24 protein-coding genes are annotated in these 20,029 nt (G+C 60.9%); 17 read left to right on the top strand and 7 right to left on the bottom strand.

The features are described 5' to 3' along the window. Positions 1 to 19 precede the first annotated feature (19 nt). The 5 genes from J3353_RS08900 to rpmB form a co-directional block, all read right to left on the bottom strand. Complete coding sequence (locus J3353_RS08900) at positions 20 to 400, bottom strand: metal-sensing transcriptional repressor (protein ID WP_097770768.1); 381 nt, start codon at positions 398 to 400, stop codon at positions 20 to 22. Between the two features lie 183 nt (positions 401 to 583). Further along, positions 584 to 1,420: a sugar phosphate isomerase/epimerase gene (locus J3353_RS08905; RefSeq protein ID WP_156061311.1), complete on the bottom strand. Its 837-nt coding sequence runs from the start codon at positions 1,418 to 1,420 to the stop codon at positions 584 to 586. A gap of 12 nt (positions 1,421 to 1,432) precedes the next feature. Continuing rightward, positions 1,433 to 2,185: an esterase family protein gene (locus J3353_RS08910; RefSeq protein WP_207684686.1), complete on the bottom strand. Its 753-nt coding sequence runs from the start codon at positions 2,183 to 2,185 to the stop codon at positions 1,433 to 1,435. 18 nt (positions 2,186 to 2,203) lie between these two features. Continuing rightward, complete coding sequence (locus tag J3353_RS08915; RefSeq protein ID WP_005932644.1) at positions 2,204 to 2,380, bottom strand: DUF4250 domain-containing protein; 177 nt, start codon at positions 2,378 to 2,380, stop codon at positions 2,204 to 2,206. A 67-nt stretch (positions 2,381 to 2,447) separates the two neighbouring features. Continuing rightward, complete coding sequence (gene rpmB, locus J3353_RS08920; protein ID WP_005932647.1) at positions 2,448 to 2,636, bottom strand: 50S ribosomal protein L28; 189 nt, start codon at positions 2,634 to 2,636, stop codon at positions 2,448 to 2,450. 187 nt (positions 2,637 to 2,823) lie between these two features. Here rpmB and J3353_RS08925 point away from each other — a divergent pair, with 187 nt between their 5' ends. The 9 genes from J3353_RS08925 (at position 2,824) to J3353_RS08965 (ending at position 10,352) form a co-directional block, all read left to right on the top strand. After that, positions 2,824 to 3,498: a site-2 protease family protein gene (locus J3353_RS08925; protein WP_097770771.1), complete on the top strand. Its 675-nt coding sequence runs from the start codon at positions 2,824 to 2,826 to the stop codon at positions 3,496 to 3,498. After that, positions 3,499 to 4,224 (top strand): ScpA family protein, encoded by a 726-nt coding sequence (locus J3353_RS08930; protein ID WP_207684687.1) that lies wholly within the window; start codon positions 3,499 to 3,501, stop codon positions 4,222 to 4,224. Next, on the top strand, positions 4,221 to 4,751 hold the full coding sequence (gene scpB / locus J3353_RS08935; protein WP_207684688.1) for an SMC-Scp complex subunit ScpB: 531 nt from the start codon (positions 4,221 to 4,223) through the stop codon (positions 4,749 to 4,751). Before J3353_RS08930 ends, scpB begins: the two co-directional genes overlap by 4 nt. Continuing rightward, positions 4,748 to 5,419, top strand: coding sequence for a DUF2953 domain-containing protein (locus tag J3353_RS08940; RefSeq protein WP_207684689.1), 672 nt, complete (start codon positions 4,748 to 4,750; stop codon positions 5,417 to 5,419). Before scpB ends, J3353_RS08940 begins: the two co-directional genes overlap by 4 nt. 115 nt (positions 5,420 to 5,534) lie before the next feature. Beyond that, positions 5,535 to 5,933, top strand: coding sequence for a GerW family sporulation protein (ytfJ, locus tag J3353_RS08945; RefSeq protein ID WP_117476826.1), 399 nt, complete (start codon positions 5,535 to 5,537; stop codon positions 5,931 to 5,933). Between the two features lie 219 nt (positions 5,934 to 6,152). Further along, on the top strand, positions 6,153 to 6,986 hold the full coding sequence (locus J3353_RS08950; RefSeq protein ID WP_097770775.1) for a pseudouridine synthase: 834 nt from the start codon (positions 6,153 to 6,155) through the stop codon (positions 6,984 to 6,986). 174 nt (positions 6,987 to 7,160) lie between these two features. Further along, on the top strand, positions 7,161 to 8,480 hold the full coding sequence (locus J3353_RS08955; RefSeq protein WP_097770776.1) for a carboxyl transferase domain-containing protein: 1,320 nt from the start codon (positions 7,161 to 7,163) through the stop codon (positions 8,478 to 8,480). A 64-nt stretch (positions 8,481 to 8,544) separates the two neighbouring features. After that, a complete protein-coding gene (locus tag J3353_RS08960) occupies positions 8,545 to 8,925 on the top strand; it encodes a biotin/lipoyl-containing protein (RefSeq protein WP_117476824.1) in 381 nt (126 codons plus the stop codon). A gap of 23 nt (positions 8,926 to 8,948) precedes the next feature. Next, a complete protein-coding gene (locus tag J3353_RS08965) occupies positions 8,949 to 10,352 on the top strand; it encodes an oxaloacetate decarboxylase subunit alpha (RefSeq protein ID WP_097770778.1) in 1,404 nt (467 codons plus the stop codon). Between the two features lie 82 nt (positions 10,353 to 10,434). On the opposite strand, the gene J3353_RS08970 is transcribed toward J3353_RS08965, so the two are convergent. Further along, complete coding sequence (locus J3353_RS08970; protein ID WP_207684690.1) at positions 10,435 to 11,109, bottom strand: hypothetical protein; 675 nt, start codon at positions 11,107 to 11,109, stop codon at positions 10,435 to 10,437. A 190-nt stretch (positions 11,110 to 11,299) separates the two neighbouring features. Next, positions 11,300 to 11,854 carry a TetR/AcrR family transcriptional regulator gene (locus J3353_RS08975; protein ID WP_207684691.1) on the bottom strand — a complete coding sequence of 185 codons (555 nt, stop codon included), beginning with the start codon at positions 11,852 to 11,854 and terminating at the stop codon, positions 11,300 to 11,302. 238 nt (positions 11,855 to 12,092) lie between these two features. On the opposite strand from J3353_RS08975, the gene J3353_RS08980 reads away from it, so the two are divergent. From J3353_RS08980 to rlmN, 8 genes are read left to right on the top strand one after another with little or no spacing between them, the layout of a single operon-like run. Further along, positions 12,093 to 12,971: a YicC/YloC family endoribonuclease gene (locus J3353_RS08980; protein WP_207684692.1), complete on the top strand. Its 879-nt coding sequence runs from the start codon at positions 12,093 to 12,095 to the stop codon at positions 12,969 to 12,971. Between the two features lie 31 nt (positions 12,972 to 13,002). Then, a complete protein-coding gene (locus J3353_RS08985) occupies positions 13,003 to 13,272 on the top strand; it encodes a DUF370 domain-containing protein (RefSeq protein ID WP_097770781.1) in 270 nt (89 codons plus the stop codon). A gap of 4 nt (positions 13,273 to 13,276) precedes the next feature. Further along, on the top strand, positions 13,277 to 13,849 hold the full coding sequence (gene gmk, locus J3353_RS08990; RefSeq protein WP_207684693.1) for a guanylate kinase: 573 nt from the start codon (positions 13,277 to 13,279) through the stop codon (positions 13,847 to 13,849). 23 nt (positions 13,850 to 13,872) lie between these two features. Continuing rightward, positions 13,873 to 16,134, top strand: a complete 2,262-nt coding sequence (priA, locus tag J3353_RS08995) for a primosomal protein N' (RefSeq protein WP_207684694.1) — start codon at positions 13,873 to 13,875, stop codon at positions 16,132 to 16,134. A 30-nt stretch (positions 16,135 to 16,164) separates the two neighbouring features. Continuing rightward, on the top strand, positions 16,165 to 16,701 hold the full coding sequence (gene def / locus J3353_RS09000; protein WP_154276287.1) for a peptide deformylase: 537 nt from the start codon (positions 16,165 to 16,167) through the stop codon (positions 16,699 to 16,701). Then, positions 16,701 to 17,621, top strand: coding sequence for a methionyl-tRNA formyltransferase (gene fmt / locus J3353_RS09005; protein ID WP_154276286.1), 921 nt, complete (start codon positions 16,701 to 16,703; stop codon positions 17,619 to 17,621). Before def ends, fmt begins: the two co-directional genes overlap by 1 nt. Continuing rightward, the gene (gene rsmB / locus J3353_RS09010; protein WP_154276285.1) at positions 17,621 to 18,943 is read left to right on the top strand and encodes a 16S rRNA (cytosine(967)-C(5))-methyltransferase RsmB; all 1,323 of its coding nucleotides are present in this window, start codon (positions 17,621 to 17,623) and stop codon (positions 18,941 to 18,943) included. Before fmt ends, rsmB begins: the two co-directional genes overlap by 1 nt. 39 nt (positions 18,944 to 18,982) lie before the next feature. Further along, the gene (rlmN, locus tag J3353_RS09015; RefSeq protein ID WP_005932700.1) at positions 18,983 to 20,023 is read left to right on the top strand and encodes a 23S rRNA (adenine(2503)-C(2))-methyltransferase RlmN; all 1,041 of its coding nucleotides are present in this window, start codon (positions 18,983 to 18,985) and stop codon (positions 20,021 to 20,023) included. The last annotated feature ends 6 nt before the right edge of the window (positions 20,024 to 20,029 follow it).

Here is a 20,029-nt window from a genome sequence, read left to right on the forward strand (position 1 = left end):
AAACGCTGCGTGAATGGAATCAAACGAGCTTGTTCAGGATCCACAAAAACTCCTGCAGCTTCTCCTCACCGCCGTTTTTCAGGTCCTCAGCCACGCAGGTACTCAGGTGCTGGTCGATCAGCTCCCGGGTAAAGCCGTTCAGGGCGCTTCTGGCGGCAGCGGCCTGCACCAGAATATCCGTGCAGTACACGTCCTTTTCCACCATGCTCCGGATGCCCCGGATCTGGCCCTCGATGCGGTTCAGCCGGGTGATGAGGTGCTTGTACTCCTCCTCGGTGCGCTGCTTGTGGCGGCAGCCGCAGCCGGTGCTTCCCTCAGCCGGGGCACAGCAGGGTGCTTCTGCCGGGGCGGGGGAGCAGTGGGGGCAGCTGCCTTCCGGGATCTTGTTCACATCGCTCATGTCTATTCTCCTTTCATTACCCCTTGGGGGTATCTTGTTCCATAGCTGCATTATAGCACGGCGGTCCTGTTTCTGCAAGTAGGGCTGGGGGGTATTATTGTGAACTTTCTATGAACACAGAAGATAAAACAAAAGGCCCTGCGCCCCAAACGGGGAACAGAGCCTTTGAAGCATCCAAAACGATTAGTAGGCGAATCTGCCCATAAAGGCAAGGTCGCTTGCGGCGCGGGCGGGCACAGCTTCCTCCCGCAGCACGGGCAGGGAAGCCTGCGGCATCTGACGCAGCATCTCAAAGCCGCCGGCGTAGTCCACACAGGAATCCTCCAGGCTGGTGGAATAGAGCGTTCCATCCGGCTGGAAGTTCTGGCCCTTGAAATGGACCGCCGTGATCTTGTCGCCGTACCAGCTGCCTACTTTGTCCCAGATGCGGCGCTGTGCATCCACAGACGCGGCCTCCGGGCCCACATAGTTGGCAAAATCGCAGATGACGCGCAGGTTGGGGCTTGCCATGGTGTCCAGCACCATCCGCACCGCCTCGGGGGTATTCATGGCATGGTAGTAGACGCACTCCACGGCAAAGAGCACTCCCTGCTCCTCGCAGGCGGGCAGGATCTCGCCCAGACTGCGCAGGAGCGCTTCCTGCGCCTCCTTCCGGGTCACACCGGGCTGTTTGGCCATGTTGGTGGTCTCGCTGCCCATGCAGCCTGCCCCCAGTGCGCTGGCAACGGGGATCTGGCTCAGCACCTTTGCCACCTCGGCACGGCGCTTGTCCTCGTCGGCATAGCTCAGCTCCACATAGGTGCCGTCCACAGCGATGCCCACGCCGGACGCTGCCGCAGCCGCTCTTGCCCGTTCCACCAGCGCAGGAGTCACATCGGCATAGCTCTTTACGCCTTCCACCGCCTTGGTAAAGGCCAGCTGAGTGCAGGCAAAGCCTGCCTGCCCGATGGAGGAAAAGAGGGTCTCGGGGTCATGGCGGCCAAAATCGTGGCCGCGCGCACCAAGAATGAATTCAGGCATCCTGCACCTCCATCAGCCGAACACACGGGCGGCAAAGAGATTCAGCTCCTTGCCCCACCAGTACCAGTCGTGGGAGACATCGCTGCCCCACACTTCCAGATGCACGGGCAGGCCGCAGTCGGTCAATGCATCGGCCATGGCCTGGGTGTCCACCAGCGCGTCGCCCTCGTAGCTGCCCTGACCGGCACAGAGGAGAAGGGCATTCTCCTCAGCCTTTGCCAGCAGCTTCGTGTCCACAAGGCCGTCCTCTGCCAGATAGGCCAGGGGGGCATTGCGCAGGACCAGGTCATCTACTGCATTGCCCAGGAAACGGCGCACATCGTACAGGCCGGAAAGGCCGATGGCACCCGCGAACACCTCGGGGCGGCGCAGGCGGCAGTTCACTGCCTGATACGCGCCGGTGTCCACGCCCACCGCCCAGAGCAGGGTGTCCTTTTTGGCACCGTTCAGGGTCAGGATGCGGGGAGCCAGCTCGCTTGTCAGGTAATTGAAATACTTTTCCTGTATCTCGGCCCGGCGGCGGGGAGCCGTGTCCCCGGCCAGCAGGCTCTCGGCATCGATGCTGTCGGCGCAGAACAGCTGCACCTTGCCTTCATTCAGCAGCGGGGCAATGGCATCGGGCATCCCGTTGTTTTCCCAGTCGTAAAAGCGGCCGCCCCGCGCGGGCAGAGCCAGCACCGGCGTACCGGCATGGCCGTAGACCTTGAACTCCATGTCGCGGCCCAGCATCCGGCTCCATTCCTTATAATACGTCCCTTGGATCATGGCAGCATCCTCCTGTTGTCACACAAATTGATTGCGCTGGGGGTCATAGGCGTACCCCACAGCGGAAAGCCTGGCACACAGCGCGGCCTTGTCCTCATCCAGATCCTCGCACAGCGCGTCCAGAGTGGGGTAGAAGTCCCGCAGCTTCAGGTTGATCATGCTCAGCAGCATGATCGGGTCATTTGGCAGAGCCATCGTCGATCCCTCCAGAAGATAACAAAAAAGCCGGCCACTCGACAAAGTGACCGGCAGATGCAGCTACTTAGACAGCGCGGGTAACCTTGCCAGCGCGCAGGCAGCGAGAGCATGCGTAGATATACTTGGGAGAGCCTTCCACGACCGCCTTGACACGACGGACATTCGGCTTCCAGGTACGGTTGGAACGGCGATGAGAGTGGGAAACCTTGATACCAAAGGTAACACCCTTGCCGCAGCATTCACACTTAGCCATGGTACTTGCACCTCCTACAGTGAAGTATGGAATTCAAAATAATCAGCTTGACTATTTTACCAGAGATGCGGAGAAAAAGCAAGAGCAAATTTGATTTTTCCGCAACTTTTTTCTTGCAGGGCCAAACCCTTGCCCCAAAAGCGAAAAAATAGTACAATAGGATAAAATCCAACCGAGGGAGAAACGAATGACCGCACAAGGAATGTATTATCTCATCCGGGCACTGGTGACCCTGATCGCCATCCCGTTCCATGAGGCGGGCCACGCGCTGGCCGCCTGGCTGCTGGGCGACCCCACCGCAAAGCGGGAGGGCCGCATCAGCCTGAACCCGTTCCGCCACTTTGACCTCGTGGGCACCCTCTGCATGATCTTTGCCGGGGTGGGCTGGGCAAAGCCTGTTTCCACCGACCCCCGCAATTTCAAAAACCCCAAGTGGGGCATGGCCCTCACCGCGCTGGCAGGCCCGGCGGCCAATCTGCTGCTGGCCTACCTCGGCATGGTGGCGTGGAAGATCCTGTATTATTGGGCCCCCACCACCATGATTACGATTTTCGCAGCCCGCTTCCTCCAATACTTAGTGATGATGGATGTGGGCCTTGCGGTGTTCAACCTCATTCCCATCCCGCCGCTGGACGGCAGCCGCATCCTGCTGGTGGTGCTGCCCCAGCGCATCTACTTCCAGATCATGCGGTACGAGCGCGTCATCTTCGTCATCCTGCTGGCAGCTGTCTGGGCCGGTGTGCTGGATGGCGTGCTGGGCACCTTCAATGATGTGGTCTGGGATCTGCTGGATCTCGGCACCGGCTACATCGACCAGATCGCCTATTCTGCGTACTATGCAGCCATCGGGACGGTGATCTGAGTGGCAGAAGAACTGACCTTCCGTCTGGAGGATTTTGAGGGCCCGCTGGAGCTGCTGCTCACGCTGGTGCAGAAGCACAAGATGGACCTGCACAACATCCCCATTCTGGAGCTCATCGACCAGTACACCCGCGCGGTGGAATCGGCCGAGAGCACCGACCCTGAAATTTCCAGCGCCTTTATCGAGATGGCCGCCCACCTGGTGGAGATGAAGAGCTATTTGCTGCTGCCCCGCAGTGAAGAGGGCGAGCGGATGAAGCAGGAGCTCACCGGCCAGCTCATTGAATATGACCAGTGCCGCCGGATGGCCGCCCGTCTGCGGGAGCGGGGAGAGGAATATACCGTGTTCGTGCGCACCCCGGCCCGGCTGGAATGGGACAACACCTATGATCTCTTCCATTCGCCGCAGGTGCTGGCAGACTGCTGGCAGGCCCTGATGGGGCGCACCACCGTCCGCAAAGTGCCCACCCAGCAGCAGTTCGAGCCGCTGGTGTCGGCCCCGCAGGTCTCGGTGAGCAGCCGGGTGGTCTACATCCTGCGCCAGCTCATTGCAGGCGGTGCAAAAAAGATGGACCAGCTGTTTTCCCGCCGCCAGACCCGGGGGGCCAACGTGGCCACCTTTCTGGCACTGCTGGAGCTGGTGCGCGGCGGCCGTGTGACGCTTGGCCCGGAGGGCGAGCTGAAGATGCGCCGGGGCCGCATTGACCGCACAAAGGAGGAGCAATGAATCAGAAACAAATTCGTGCCGCAGTGGAAGCAATGCTCTTTGCCTACGCGGAGCCCATCGGGGCCGACAAGCTGGCCCAGGCGCTGCAGCTGCCTGCCGCCAGCGTGGAATCTGCGCTGGCAGCGCTGCACGAGCGCTGCCAGAGAGAGGACAGCGGCCTGTGCCTGCTCCACCTGAACACCCACTGGCAGCTGGCCACCAAAACGGAATTTGCGGAGTGCGTCCGCCGTGTGCTGGACACCCGCCGCTCCATCCCGCTGGGCCCGGCGGCCATGGAGACCCTGACCGTCATCGCCTACAACCAGCCGGTCTCCCGCGCCTTTATTGAACAGGTGCGCGGCGTGGATTCCTCTTCCAGTGTGTCGGGCCTGCTGGAAAAGGGACTCATTGAAGAGGCGGGCCGTCTTGATCTGCCCGGCAGGCCGGTGGCCTTCCGCACCACGGATGTGTTCCTGCGGTGCTTCGGCCTGTCCAGTCTGGAAGATCTGCCCCCGGTGCGGGGCACGGAAAGTGAGGCGGCCCAATGAGCGTCCTGTGGAGTGTTCTCGCTGGTATCGGCACGGTGCTGCTGTTCCTCTTAAAAGGAGTGGGTATCCTGCTGCTGGTGGTGCTGGTATTGGGTCTGCTGCTCATGTTCTGCCCCTTCTGCGCCGATGTGCAGTGGGCGGAGGGCATCTTTCAGGTAAAGGCCGGTGCACTGGGCATCACCTTCCCGGTGTTCCGGTATCCCGCGCCGGAAAAACCGGAGAAAAAGAAAAAAGAAAAAAAGAAGAAAGCGTCCAGTGCACAGAAGCCCAAAAAGGAAGCCCCGCCCCGCCAGAAGGCGAAGCTGACCCTGCAGACCGTCTGCACCATCTTAAAAGGGGCGGGAAAGCTTACCCGGGCCATCATCGGCTCCCTGCGCTTTACCCGGATCGATGTTGTCCTCGGTGTCCGGGGCGAAGACCCTGCCGAGGCTGCCCGCAGCTATGGCAGGTTGAACGCCTGGCTCTACCCGACGCTGGGTTTCCTGGACCGGTTCCTCTATCTGGACTTTGAGCAGCTCCGGCTCCTGCCGGATTTCGGCAGCGCCGAGCCCACCGTAAAGGATCACGTCTCCTTCCGGGTCACGGCCCGGGCCTATGCCATCGTTTTCACGCTTCTGCGCGTTCTGTATGCGTTCTGGCGCGAAAAGGTACTGGACGTTTTTATCTAGCTCGGGTATAATATTTTTGTATGGTGCGTCCGCGTCCCGGCCCGTACAGGGCAGGGAAGTGGTTCCGTGGGAGCGGCGTTCCGCTCCCTGATATAGAAGTAAGGAGGCCGAATTTATGGCTGAGCATCCCATTCAGAACCTGATGAACGTTACAATGGACAAGATCCGTCAGATGGTGGATTCCAACACCATCGTCGGCAAGCCCATCACCACCGATGACGGCACCACCATCCTGCCGGTGTCCAAGGTGAGCTTCGGCTTTGCCTCTGCCGGCACCGATTTCGACGGCAAGAACGCCGCCAACAAGGATCTGTTCGGCGGCGGCTCCGGCGCGGGTGTCAACATCCAGCCCGTGGCATTCCTGGTGGTCAAGGATGGCTGCGTCCGCACCATCCAGCTCTCTGACGGCAGCAACACCGTGGACCGCGCCCTGACCATGATCCCCGAGCTGGTGGAAAAAGTCAGCGCACTCATTAAAAAGGACGAGCCTGCTGCGCCTAAAAGTGAGCAGTGACGGCCAGCGGGCAGCTTTCCCTCGCAAGTGAAACGGGCCATTCCATCGCCCGCCCTACTGCCTGCGGCAGCAGGGTCCCACCCCAGCGGACACTTGCTCAGGAAACTGCCCGCCGTCCTCCGAACACCGCCGTAACTGCAAGCTTCCAACTTGCAGTTTTTTCAGCGCATGCTCCGGCGTGCGCTTTTGAGCGCCGGGAGGCGCACAAGGAGTTTTATTATGGCAGAAGAACGTATTCAGAAGATCATGGCCGAGCAGGGCCTGTGCTCCCGCCGCGCGGCCGAGCAGATCATTGCCGAGGGCCGTGTCAAGGTTAACGGCCACCCCGTCAAAGTGGGCGACAAGATGGACCCCAACCGGGATGTGCTGCATGTGGATGACGAGCGCATCTACATCCAGAAGAACCAGCAGCTCTACTATCTGGCCCTGTACAAGCCCCGCGGCTATGTGACCACCGCCAGCGATGAGCTGGGCCGCAAGACCGTTATGGAGCTGGTCAGCGATATCCCCGCCCGCCTGTACCCGGTGGGCCGCCTGGACAAGGACAGCGAGGGCCTGCTGCTGATGACCAACGACGGTGCCTTTGCGCAGGCTGTCACCCATCCGTCGGGCGGCATCTCCAAGCTGTACCGCGTCACCGTGCAGCCCCGGGCCGATGAGAGCCAGATCCTGAAGATGAGCTCCGGCGTTGTGCTGGATGATGGCACCAAGACCATGCCCTGCGCCATCAACGTCGTCACCGACGAGCCCGGTCGCACCGTGATGGAGATGACCCTGAAAGAGGGCAAGAACCGCGAGATCCGCCGCATGTGCGAGGCCGTTGGTCTGGAGGTTGTCCGCCTGAAGCGCAACGCCGAGGGCGTGGTCAAGCTGGGAATGCTCAAGCCCGGCACCTATCGTGAACTGACCAAGGCAGAGGTCAACGGTCTGCGTGCCGCCGCCGCCAAGGGCCGTGCCCAGACCCGCAGCGCATCGCTGCAGTCCAAGGCTGCCGCCCGCCGTCCCAAGGGCCCTGTGGGCAGCGGCAATGCCCCCGCAAAACGGAGAAAGTGATCGTTTTTTCAGCTTTCACGGCGCAAAAACCGTCTGATCCTGGAAAAGATTGTGAAATTTTTCCGCAAAATGGGCCTTTCAGCCCTTGTGAACGCTCTCAAAATAAGGTATAATGATACTAATTTTGAAAGCTCAAAATAAAAAGCTCAAAATAGAAAAGCAGGAGGTCTTACCATGGCTTCAAAGAGTAACAAAGGAGAAATCCTCGCCAAGTTTTTCGATGACGGGGAGTATACCGCACTGTTTGCGGACGGCGCAGTGAGTGCTGCCTGCGGCTATGCGGCTGGTCAGCAGGCTTATGCTGTTTACCAGAACGGCGAGGCTGTCTCTGTCAAGGACGTTGAGAAGAACATCAAGGTCCTGGAGATGGCTGCTCAGACCGGCTGCCCGGTGGTCACGTTCTACAACTCTGTCGGCGCTAAGCTGGCTGAGGGTCTGGACGTTCTGACCGCCAGCGCCAAGCTGAACGCCACCATCGCCAAGGTTTCCGGTGTCATTCCCCAGATCGCAGTCGTCACCGGCGTGTGCGGCGGCACCAGCGCACTGAGCGCTGCCAATGCGGACGTGTGCGTCATGGCTGAGGATGCAGAGCTGTTCTTCACCGCTCCGTTCACCTCCGCCGCTAAGGGCGACAAGGTCCCCGGCGCAGGCACTGCCGAGGCTGCTGCCAAGGCTGGTGTGGCTGCCATCGTGGCTGCCAACGCTGAGGAAGCTGCCGAGAAGGCTGCCCACATCGTGGGTCTGCTGCCTGCCAACAACCTGACCGGCCCCGCCATCTTCGAGTTCGAGCAGCCCACCAGCGTTCTGAGCGCCGGTGCTGCCCCCGAGAAGGCTGCCGCTGCCCTGATCGACAAGGACAGCGCTGTGGAGCTGTATGCAGGCTTCGGCAAGCACGTCTACACCGCATTCGCAACCATCGGCGGCAACGCTGTGGGTATTGTGGCCACCGGCGAGACCCTGTGCCACAACTGCGTGGCCAAGGCTTCCCGCTTTGTCCGCCTGTGCGATGCTTTCAGCGTGCCCGTGCTGACCATCGTCAACACCAACGGCTTTGTACCCAGCGCCACCGATGACATCGCAGGCGGCATCCGTGAGGCTGCCCGTCTGGCTGCTACCTATGCTGATGCTACCACCGCCAAGGTGGCTCTGCTGTCCGGCAAGGCTGTGGGCCCTGTCTACACCGCTCTGGCCAACGCTGACCTGAAGATCGCCGTCAACGGCTGCACCGTCAGCGCTCTGGAGCCCAACGCTGCCGTCTCTGTCCTGTACAAGGCCGAGATCGACGCTTCCGACAACATCATTGCCGCCACCAACGCCAAGGCTGCCCAGTACACCGCTGAGGTGTGCAGCGCTGCCAACGCCGTTGCCGCCGGTGCCGCTGATATGACCTGCGACGCTGCCAACGCCCGTGCAAGCGTGGTTGCCGCCTTTGAGCTGCTGAGCACCAAGCGTGCCGCCCGCCTGCCCAAGAAGCACGGCAACATGGCTCTGTAAGCGGTTCCGGAACGTAAACCGTACATCGAATCCATACATTGATTTTGTTCAGGAGGATCCTTCCATGAAGTACTACAATATTACCGTCAATGGCGTTGCTTACAGCGTTTCCGTTGAGGAGACCGCCGCAGGCGCTGCTCCCGTTGCAGCTCCCGCTGCTCCCGCCGCACCCAAGGCTCCGGCTGCTCCCGCTGCCGCTCCCAAGGCTGCTGCTCCCGCCGGTGCTGCCGGTGCTGTCGCCGTCAAGGCTCCCATGCCCGGCAACATCCTGGATGTCAAGGTCGCAGCCGGTGCTTCCGTCAAGGCCGGTGACGTGCTGGTCATCCTCGAGGCCATGAAGATGGAGAACGAGATCGTTGCTCCTCAGGATGGCACTGTGGCCTCCGTCAACGTCAACAAGGGCGACACCGTCAACTCCGGTGACGTTCTGGTTTCCATGAACTGAGAACTGAGGAAGAGGTGACAACCATGGCCAAAAAGCCGATCAAGATTACGGAAGTCGTCCTGCGTGATGCTCACCAGTCTCTGCTGGCCACCCGTATGACGATGGATGAGATGCGTCCCATCCTGCCCGAAATGGATAAGATCCCTTACTTCTCTGTCGAGTGCTGGGGCGGCGCTACCTTTGATAGCTGCATCCGCTTCCTCGATGAGGACCCCTGGGAGCGTCTGCGCATCCTGCGCAAGGAGCTGCCCCACCAGAAGCTGCAGATGCTGTTCCGCGGCCAGAACATGCTGGGCTACCGCCCCTACGCCGATGATGCTGTTGAGTACTTTGTACAGAAGTCCGTTGCAAACGGCATCGATGTCATCCGCATCTTCGACGCACTGAACGATCCCCGCAACCTGCAGACCGCCATCAAGTCTGCCAACAAGGAAGGCGCACATGTTCAGGGCTGCATCAGCTATACCCTGAGCCCCGTGCACAACAACGAGTACTTTGCAGCCTACGCCAAGACCCTGGAGGAGATGGGTGCAAACTCCATCTGCATCAAGGACATGGCTGGCCTGCTGACTCCCTATACCTGCTATGATCTGGTCAAGAAGCTGAAGGAGACCGTCAGCATCCCCGTGGATATCCACAGCCACTACACCGCAGGTCTGGCTTCCATGTCCATCCTCAAGGGCATCGAGGCAGGTGCTGATATCATCGATACTGCCATGAGCCCCCTGAGCCTTGGCACCAGCCACATGCCCACCGAGAGCCTGGTCGCTGCCCTGCAGGGTACCGATTACGACACCGGCCTGGATCTGAAGCAGCTGAACGTTGTCCGCGCTTACTTTGCAAAGCTGCGCGAGAAGTACATCGCCAACGGCCAGATCAGCCCCAAGAGCCTGGGCGTGGATGCCAACACCCTGCTGTACCAGGTGCCCGGCGGCATGTTCTCCAACATGCTCAAGCAGCTGAAGGATGCAGGCAAGGAAGATAAGCTGGACGAAGTGCTGGCCGAGATCCCCCGCGTTCGTGAGGACGCAGGCTATCCTCCGCTGGTCACCCCCACCAGCCAGATTGTTGGCACGCAGGCTGTGTTCAACGTCATCCTGGGCGAGCGCTACAAGATGGTCACCAAGGAGTTCAAGGGCCTGGTCCACGGCGATTACGGCAAGACTCCCGCTCCCATCAGCCCCGAGTTCACCAAGAAGATCCTGGGCGACGAGCAGCCCATCACCTGCCGCTTTGCCGACACCCTGGCTCCCGAGATGGACAAGCTGAAGGCTGAGGCCGCCAAGTGGGCAACTCAGGAAGAGGATGTTCTGACCTACGCAATGTTCCCGCAGGTCGCACCCAAGTTCTTCGAGAAGCGCAATGCCAAGAAGCAGGGCGTGGACGCTGACCACGCTGATTACACCAATCAGTCTCACCCTGTCTAAATCATAATACCAGAAGGGGCTGCTGCACCGTTTGATGCAGCAGCCCCTTCTTTTTGTTATTGTTTTTTGTGTTCCGCAGGTCTCAGTTGTTCTTGCCATTCTCAGCCTTCATGGCGTTGTAGCCGATCAGCACGGTCCAGACATAGGCGCAGGTCTTGGGGATCATCAGCATACCGATCAGGGGGTTGACATCTGCCCACAGCACCACCGGGATATAGAAGCCGAAGCTCAGCACGATGGTCAGCCACATCCAGCGGAAAGCCTGATCCTTGTGTTCCTTGGCACTGTGGTAGAACAGCACGATGATCAGCAGGCCCAGCAGTGCAAAGGGAATGTTGCGCAAGATGCCCCAGGTCAGCGGGGTGTGGTTGGTCAGCCACTGGTTCTGCGGCATCATGCACAGCACGATGCGCACGGCAGAAAGGGCGTACACGGCAATGGTCAGATCCTTCTGGCCCTCGATCTGGTAGCGCTTGCGCCAGACGTAGTACAGCAGTACATAGAACACGGTCATGGTCACAGAGGTGATCCACTTGCCCAGGCCCAGAGGCACAGCGTAGTTCTCCAGGCCGGTGGTGCACAGTGCCAGGGCACGGGGCACCAGATGGAAGGAGTCACCTGCACCCAGCACCACGGCCATCAGGCCGAACAGGCGGAACTGGGTGCCAGCCTTGCTGCCGCGGATCATGCGGATGCCCAAGGTCAGCACGGTGACCAGATAGAAGATGTCGAAAACGGTCTCAATGATTGCTCTCATAAAAATGTTGCTCCTTTACGGTTGGTTTGCTGCTCTATCGCGATCCGGTCAGCGATTGCCGACCGGACTGCATCGTTGTGATGTGCAGACTGCCGTGGGTGGAATGCTGGGGAAGATGTCCTGCATCACTCAATATGAACGCTGTTCACTTTTGGCCGTAAAAAACTCCCACAAGACTGTGGGATGTTTTTTACACTTCATAAATGGTCCTGCGGATGATCTCCAATACCGTTATGGGGTCAAAATCCTGCTGCACCACGGCAGAAAGCATGAGGGAGAACAGGATGCCCGCAAATTTCTGGCGGGTGAATTCCTCAGTAAATGCGTCTGGCCGGATCTTTTTGTCCCTGGTCAGCACCATGGTCAGCGCATCCAGGATGTGCTGCCAGGTCTGCCGCATCTGCTGCTTGCCATCGGCGGTATCCTGCCGCACAAAGCCAAGCGCGTGGTGGGTGAAGAAGCCGGGGTATTGCTCAGAGCCGTACTCCATCTGCCGGTACATCCAGCGGATGCAGGACAGGGTATCCTCAAACACCGCCGGGTCGTCCGGGTGGCGGAAGATATCGCTCCAGATGCTTTCCACCGCCGCGCTCACCAGTTCGGTCTTGGAACCGAAGTAGTTGTAGATGCACCCCACGGATACCCCGCAGGCTGCTGCCACGGCACGGATGTTGACCGCTTCCCATCCATTCTGCTGGATGAGGACCCGGCTCGTTTTCAGGATCTCCTCCTTGGACGTTGCCATCGGATTCGTATGACCACCTCCTCAACATGAACGCTGTTCACGATGCATAGTATAGCGCTGTTCCTGCCCCTTGTCAAGGGGGGTAAAATAGATTTTTTTCGCCGCATTGCTTGCAAAAAAAGGGGCGGCAGAGTAAAATATATAGTATATGTATCGTAACATGGGTCTGTGTGCCCCAAAGCGGATACATATACGAAGAATGTCCGCAGAAAACCCTTTGGAATACGAGGAAAAAAGCATGATTTTGAGCATGACCGGTTTTGGCCGGGGAACTGCTGTGCGCAATGGCCGTGAGATCACGGTGGAGCTGCGCAGCGTCAATTCCCGGTACTTTGAGTATTCTTCCCGGATGCCCCGCACCTGCAGCTATCTGGACAGCCGCCTGAAAAAGCAGCTGAACGAGCGGGTGACCCGCGGCAAGGTAGAACTGAGCCTGACGGTGCAGAACGTGGATGCCGCCGATACTGTGGTGGCTGTGAATCAGGAGCTGGCAAAGAGCTACCAGCAGGCCCTGCGGGCCCTGTCTGAGACGCTGGAGGTCAAGAACGATGTGACCGCCGGGATGATCGCCCGTTTTCCCGATGTGCTGACCACCCGCCACGCCGATGTGGATGAGGAGCAGCTGTGGGAGGATGTTTCCGCTGTCACCGCCCAGGCACTGGACCGCTTTGTGGAGATGCGCGCCGCTGAGGGTGCCAAGATGAAGGCTGACGTGGAGAACCGCCTGCGTTTTCTGGAAGAATGCGTGGGCCGGGTGGAGACCCTGAGCGCCGGCCGGGTGGAGAACTACACCAACCGCCTGTACGAAAAGCTCAAGGTCATTCTGGAGGACCGGAACATTGATGATGCCCGTGTCCTGACCGAGGCCGCCATCTTTGGCGACAAGACCGCCGTGGATGAGGAGACCGTCCGCCTGCGCAGCCACATCGCCCAGTACCGCTCCATTCTGGAGCTGGACGAGCCCGTGGGCCGCAAGCTGGATTTCCTGACCCAGGAGCTGAACCGTGAAACCAACACCATCGGCTCCAAGTGTCAGGATCTGGATATCACCCGCATCGTGGTGGATATGAAGGCGGAGATCGAGAAGATCCGTGAGCAGATCCAGAATCTGGAGTAAACCCTGAGATTCAGATGGTTCGGAGGAAAAGATGAAACTGATCAACATCGGCTTTGGCAATCTGGTCAGCGCGGGCCGGGTGGTGGCTGTGGTCAGCCCCGATTCTGCCCCGGTCAAGCGTCTGGTCAAGGAAGCGCGGGAGCGGGGGATGCTCATTGATGCGTCCTATGGCCGCAGCACCCGCGCCGTCCTCATCATGGACTCCGACCACGTTGTCCTTTCAGCCCTTCAGCCCGAAACGGTGGCCAGCCGTGCCGCCGGTCAGGCCGAGGGCAAAGCAGTGACAGAAGAGGAGCAGTAAGACCATGGAAAATGAAAAATATCTGTTTGTCGTTTCCGGTGCCGCCGGTACCGGAAAGGACAGTGTGGTCAGCGCTTTGCGCAAGGCCCACCCCGAGATCGAAAAAACGGTTTCTGCCACCACCCGTTCCCCCCGCCCCGGGGAGCAGGAAGGGGTAGACTACTACTACCGCACCAAGGAGCAGTTCCAGCAGCTCATCAATCAGGATGAGGTCGTGGAGCACAATTTTTTCAACGGCAACTACTACGGCACCCTGAAGGAAGAGGTCAACAAGCGGCTGAACGCGGGCAAGCTGGTGGTCATGGTCATCGATGTGCATGGCGCGGCCAATATCCGCCGCATGTATCCCGGTGCCACCACCATCTTCCTGCTGCCCCCCTCCACCCAGGAGCTGGAGCGCCGCCTGCGCGGCCGCGGCACCGAGAGCGAGGAGAGCATCCGGGAGCGCCTGGAGATCGCCCGCAATGAGCTGGCCCAGCAGGACAAATTCACCCTCAAGCTGGTCAACGACGAGGTGGATGCCTGCGCCGCAAGGCTCTATGATGTCATCTGCCAGCGTGCGGGCCTGACCCGCTAAAACGCTTTGAAGGAGCTGCCTGAATGCCAAAAACGGTAGGCGTTGCAGTGAGCAACGCGACCTTTCATTTCGACAAACTCTATACCTATGCCGTCATGCCCGACCAGCAGGATACCGTCCGGCTGGGCAGCATGGTGCTGGTGCCCTTCGGGCGGGGGAGCCGTGCCCGGATGGGCGTGGTGCTGGCCTGCGATGCCGAACCGGAGAGCGCAAAGCTCAAGTTCCTGTTCGATGTTGCCCCAGCCTCTGCCTGCCTTACCCCGGAGCTGCTGCGGCTGGTGCACTTTTTGAAGGAGCGCACCTTCTGCACTTATTACGAGGCCGTCAAGGCGGTCATCCCCTACGGTGCGCAGTACAAGTCCACCGTGGCGGAGGACGGCGTGACCCCGGTGCTTCAAAAGCAGCTCGTCCGACACACGGAAAATGCCTACAAGCTGGTGGGCACGCTGCCCCCAAAGCCCAGGCCGACCGCCAAGCAGCTGGCCGCAGTGGCCCTGCTGGCCGGAGGTGAGCGCACCCTGTCTGCATTGGAGGAAAAGAGCATCAGCCGGGCGGTGCTGGACAACCTCTGCGCCAAGGGCGTGCTGGAATGCAGCAAGGTGAACAAATCCATCGACCTGTATTCTTCCATCCCGCTGAAAAACGAGCCCATCCTTCTCACGGAGGAGCAGCAGGCCGCCTATGACGCGCTGCTGCCCGGGCTGGAGGATGCTGCCCCGCACTCGGCCTTGCTCTACGGCGTGACCGGCAGCGGAAAAACGCTGGTGTTCCTGAAGCTCATCGAGCACTGTCTGCAGATGGGCCGCCGGGCGCTGGTGCTGGTGCCTGAGATCAGCCTGACACCCCAGATGATCCTGCGGCTGAAAAGCCAATTTGGCAAGCGGGTGGCCGTGCAGCATTCCGCCCTCAACCACACCGAGCGCCTGCTCCAATGGCAGATGATCCAGGATGGCGGCGCGGATATCGTGGTGGGCACCCGCAGCGCGATCTTCTCCCCGCTGGAAAACATCGGCCTTGTCATCATTGATGAGGAGCAGGAGCACACCTACCGCTCCGAATCCGCGCCCCGCTACTCGGCCCACGAGGTGGCCCGGCAGCGCGCGGCGGAGAACGGGGCCCTGCTCCTGCTGGCCAGCGCCACCCCCAGCACCGAGAGCTATTATGCCGCCCAGCATGGCCGCACCCAGCTGGTGCGCCTGACCAAACGCTATGGCGGCAACCCGCTGCCCAAAGTCCAGATCGTGGATATGCGGGCCGAGCTTGCCTCCGGCAACCCCCGGGAGATCAGCCTTGCCATGGAGGATGCCATCCGGCACAACCTTGAGGCAGGCAAGCAGACCATCCTGCTGCTCAACCGCCGGGGTTACCAGACCGTGGCCCAGTGCGAGGATTGCCGCGAGGTGCTCAAATGCCCCAAGTGCAGCGTGCCCATGGTCTACCACAAATCGGCCCACAAGCTGCTCTGCCATTACTGCGGCAGCCAGCTGGACCCGCCCCCTGCCAGATGCCCCGCCTGCGGCGGCAAACTGCAGTACCGGGGCTTTGGCACCCAGAAGGCCGAGGAGGAATTGGCAAAGCTCTTTCCGGAGGCCCGCATCCTGCGGATGGATCAGGATACCACCGCCGCCAAGGATGCCCATGAAAAGCTGCTGGCAAAGTTTGCCCGGCATGAATATGACATCATGGTGGGCACCCAGATGGTGGCCAAGGGGCTGGATTTCGAGGATGTGACGCTGGTGGGTGTGCTGGGCATCGATTCGCTCCTGTTCGCCCAGGGCTTCCGGGCTTATGAGACCGTGTTCAGCCTCGTCACGCAGGTGGTGGGCCGGAGCGGTCGGGCAAAAGACCCCGGCTTTGCCATCATCCAGACCACCGACCCGGACAACCCGGTGCTCAACCTTGCCGCCGCGCAGGACTACGACGCGTTCTTCGAGCAGGAGATCGCCTACCGGAAGCTGGGGCTTTATCCGCCCTTCTGCGGGCTCTGCGTTGTGGGCTTTGCCGGGCCAAAGGAGAGCGAGGTGGCCCGGGCTTCTGCCCGCTTTGCGGCCCTGCTGGGCCGACAGGCGGCCAAACAGCCCGACCTGCCCCTGCGGGTGCTGGGCCCCACCCCCGGCAGCATTGAAAAGATCAACGATTCCTACCGCTATAAACTCACCGTCAAGTGCCGCAACGACCGCCGTTTCCGGGACCTCATCCGGGAAACGCTGACCCTCTACGAGCAGGAAAAACTGCCCGGCAAGGCCACCGTTGTGGTCGATCTGCACTCGGACGGGGATATCTGATACAACACAACAAATTTTGGAGGTACCACTATGGCTATCCGTAACATCGTAAAAGAGGGCGACCCCATCCTGAACAAGGTCTGCCGCCCCGTGACCAACTTTGACGACCGCCTTGCCACCCTGCTGGATGACATGCGAGAGACGATGATCGCCGCCGACGGCGTGGGTCTGGCAGGCCCTCAGGTGGGGATGCTGCGCCGCCTGTTCGTGGTGTGGGACACCACCGATGCCCCCGAGGAGATCCCCGAGAATTATGAGTACAAGTTCATCGACTTCGTCAACCCCGAGATCCTGGCTGTTTCTGAGGATGAGGAGACCGCCTACGAGGGCTGCCTGTCCTTCCCCGGCCACAACGGTGCCGTGACCCGTCCCGCTGCCGTCAAGGTGCGTGCACAGGACCGCAACGGCAACTGGTTCGAGCTGGAGGCCGAGGGCCTGCTGGCCCGCTGCATCCAGCACGAGAACGATCATCTGGACGGCATTACCATCATGGAGTCCAGCGAGTATTTCTACGAGGACACCGAGGAGGGCAAAAAGGCTGCCCGTGAAGCGAAAGGAAACAACTGATGCGCATTCTGTTCATGGGAACCCCGGATATCGCCGCGGAGTGCCTGAAGGCCCTGTATGCTGCCGGTCACGAGATCTGCGGCGTGTACACCCGGCGGGATAAGCCGGTGGGCCGCAAGCAGGTGCTCACCGCGCCCCCGGTCAAGGAAGTTGCTCTGGAGCATGGGACCCCCGTGTTCCAGCCCCGCACCCTGCGGGACGGCAGCGAGGATGCCAACATCCGGGCGCTGGCCCCTGACCTCATCGTGGTGGTGGCCTACGGCTGCATCCTGCCCAAATCCGTGCTGGAAGCCCCGAAGTATGGCTGCATCAACCTGCATGTGTCCCTGCTGCCCAAGTACCGCGGCAGCGCCCCCGTGCAGTGGGCTGTTCTGAACGGCGACACCGAGACCGGCGTTTCCATCATGCAGATGGACGAGGGGCTGGACACCGGCGATGTGCTGGTCTGCGAGAAGGTCGCCATCGGCCCGGAGGAGACCAGCGGCGAGCTGTTCGACCGGGTCACCGCCGTGGGTGCCCGTGTCCTCTGCGAGGCAGTGCCCGCCCTGGAAGCCGGCACCCTCAGGCCCCAGCCCCAGCAGCATGAGAATGCCACCCTGGCCCCCATGCTGGACAAGGAGCTGGCAGAGTTCAGGCTGACCGATACTGCCGCGCACATCCACAACTGGGTGCGCGGCATGAACCCCTGGCCCATGGCCTGGTTCGTGACCGCAGGCGGCAAAAAAGTCAAGGTGACCGAGTGCCGCGTGGCCGCCTCCAACGGTGAGGCTCCCGGCACGGTGCTTTCCACAAAGCCCCTGACGGTGGCCTGTGCCGATGGCGCGGTCCAGCTGCTTCATGTGGTGCCTGAGGGCAAAAAGCCGATGGATGGTACCTCCTTTGCGGCCGGTCTGCGCCTCAAAGCGGGGGATACCCTCTGATGGCGGCCAATCCACGGGCAGCGGCAGTGGCTGCACTGGTCCGGCAGGAGCAGGACGGCTTCTCAAACCTTGTGCTGGATGCCGAACTCCGCCGCAAGAAACTGGAGGGCCGGGATAAGGCCTTTGCCGGTGCCATCTTCTACACCGTGCTGGAACATCAGGGCACGCTGGATTTCATTCTGGAGCAGTTCCTGCCCAAGGGCCTTGCCAGGCTGGACCCGCAGGTGCGCGAGATCCTGCGGGCCGCGCTGGCACAGGCCCGCTATATGCAGGTGCCGGTGTCGGCGGCGGTGAACGAGGCCGTCAAGTTGACCCGTACCTTCAAAAAGGCGAGTGCGTCCGGGCTGGTCAATGCCGTCCTGCGCAAGGCCTGCAATTATGATCTGAAAACTGCCCGTTTCCGGAACGAGACCCAGCGCCTCATGGTGCTGGGCTCTGCGGGGCAGGATGTGGCAGAGTTTCTGCGCACCCATTACCCCGAGGAAGCGCTGGGCATCCTGACCCACACCGCCGACGGCGGCTGCACCAGCCTGCGGGCCAACTGCCTGAAAACGGATGCCGCGGCCCTCTGTAAAAAACTGCTGGAAAGCGGCGTGAAGAGCGCACAGCCCGGCCTTGTGCCCGGCAGTGTGCTGGCAAAGTTTGAGGGCAGCCCGGCGGAGCACCCGCTCTTCAAGGAGGGCTGTTTCCATGTAGAGGGGCAGGCCAGCCAGCTGGCAGCCCTCTGTGTGGAGGCAAAGCCCGGCGATACCGTGATCGACCTCTGCGCGGCACCCGGCGGCAAAACGCTGCTGCTGGCCGAGGAGATGCAGGGGCAGGGCGCACTGTACAGCTGCGATGTGGCAGAGCACCGGGTCGGGCTCATCCGGAGCGCTGTGGAACGGATGGGCTTTGCCCATGTCACCGCCCTCTGCAATGATGCCACCCGCCCCAACCCAAAGCTGCCCGCCGCAGACCGCATTCTGGTGGATGCCCCCTGCAGCGGCCTGGGTATTCTGGCAAAAAAGCCGGATATCCGCTATAAGACGCTGGAAAAAGCACGCCACGATGAATTATTGGCCACCCAGTCGTCCATTCTGGACACAGCAGCCGCTCTGCTGAAAGCGGGCGGGCGGCTGGTCTACTCCACCTGTACCATCGACCCCGCCGAGAACGAGGAGCAGGTGGCGGCATTCCTTGCCCGCCACCCGGAGTTCCGGGTGGTCCGGCCCGCTGTGGCGTTCCCTGACGGAATGACAGTGGGGGAGCACGGGGCGCTCTCGGTGCCCACCCGCACCGGGATGGACGGCTTTTTCCTCTGCGCCATGCAGAAAACGCAATGAACCCGCCGTCCGGTTCGTATTGATTCATAGGAGAATACCATGGAACAAAAACGCTGTATCTCTTCCCTGACGCTGGCCGAGCTGACCGCTGCGCTGAAAGCCATGGGTCAGCCGGGCTTCCGGGCAAAGCAGATCTTCCACTGGGTGCACCAGAAGCTGGTCACCGAGTTTTCTGCCATGACCGACCAGCCCAAGACCCTGCTGGCAAAGCTGGAAGAGCAGTTTTACATTGCTGCCCCCAAGATCGAGCGCCGGCAGGAAGCCAAGGACGGCACCGTGAAATATCTGCTGCGGATGGCCGATGGCAACTGCATCGAGACCGTTGTCATGCGCTACCACTACGGCAACACGGTCTGCGTCTCCACGCAGGTGGGCTGCCGGATGGGCTGCCGCTTCTGCGCCTCCACCCAGGCAGGCCGGGTGCGTAACCTGGAAGCCGGTGAGATCTGCTCTGAGATCTATACCGCCCAGAAAGACATCGGGGAGCGCATCTCCCACATCGTCCTCATGGGCATCGGGGAGCCGCTGGATAATTTTGACGAGGTCATGCGCTTCCTTGAGAACATCTCCTCCCCGGAGGGGGTGAACATCGGAATGCGCAACATCAGCCTTTCCACCTGCGGCCTGGTGCCCAAGATCGACCAGCTGGCCGAGAAAAAGCTGCAGCTGACCCTTTCGGTCTCCCTGCACGCTCCCAACAACGAGATCCGCAGCGGCATGATGCCGGTCAATGATGCCTACCCCGTGGAGGTGCTGATGCCCGCCGTCCGCCGCTATCAGGAGACCACGGGCCGCCGGGTCAGCTTTGAGTATTCGATGGTGCGCGGTGTCAATGATTCCGATGCCTGCGCCAGACAGCTGGCCGACCTCATCCGGGGCATGGGTGCTCATGTGAACCTCATTCCCATCAACCCGGTGGACGGAAGCCCCTACTCGGCTACCGATGCCGCCAATGTCCAGCGCTTCCAGAAAAAGCTGGAGAGCCTGGGGGTCAACGCCACGGTACGCCGCCGTCTTGGCAGCGAGATCAGCGCCGCCTGCGGCCAGCTGCGCCGGGACGAAATGAATGGTAAGGCGTAAATCGCA

The organism is Faecalibacterium sp. Marseille-Q4137 (assembly GCF_017377535.1).
In the GTDB taxonomy this organism is placed as follows: Bacteria; Bacillota; Clostridia; order Oscillospirales; family Ruminococcaceae; genus Faecalibacterium; species Faecalibacterium duncaniae.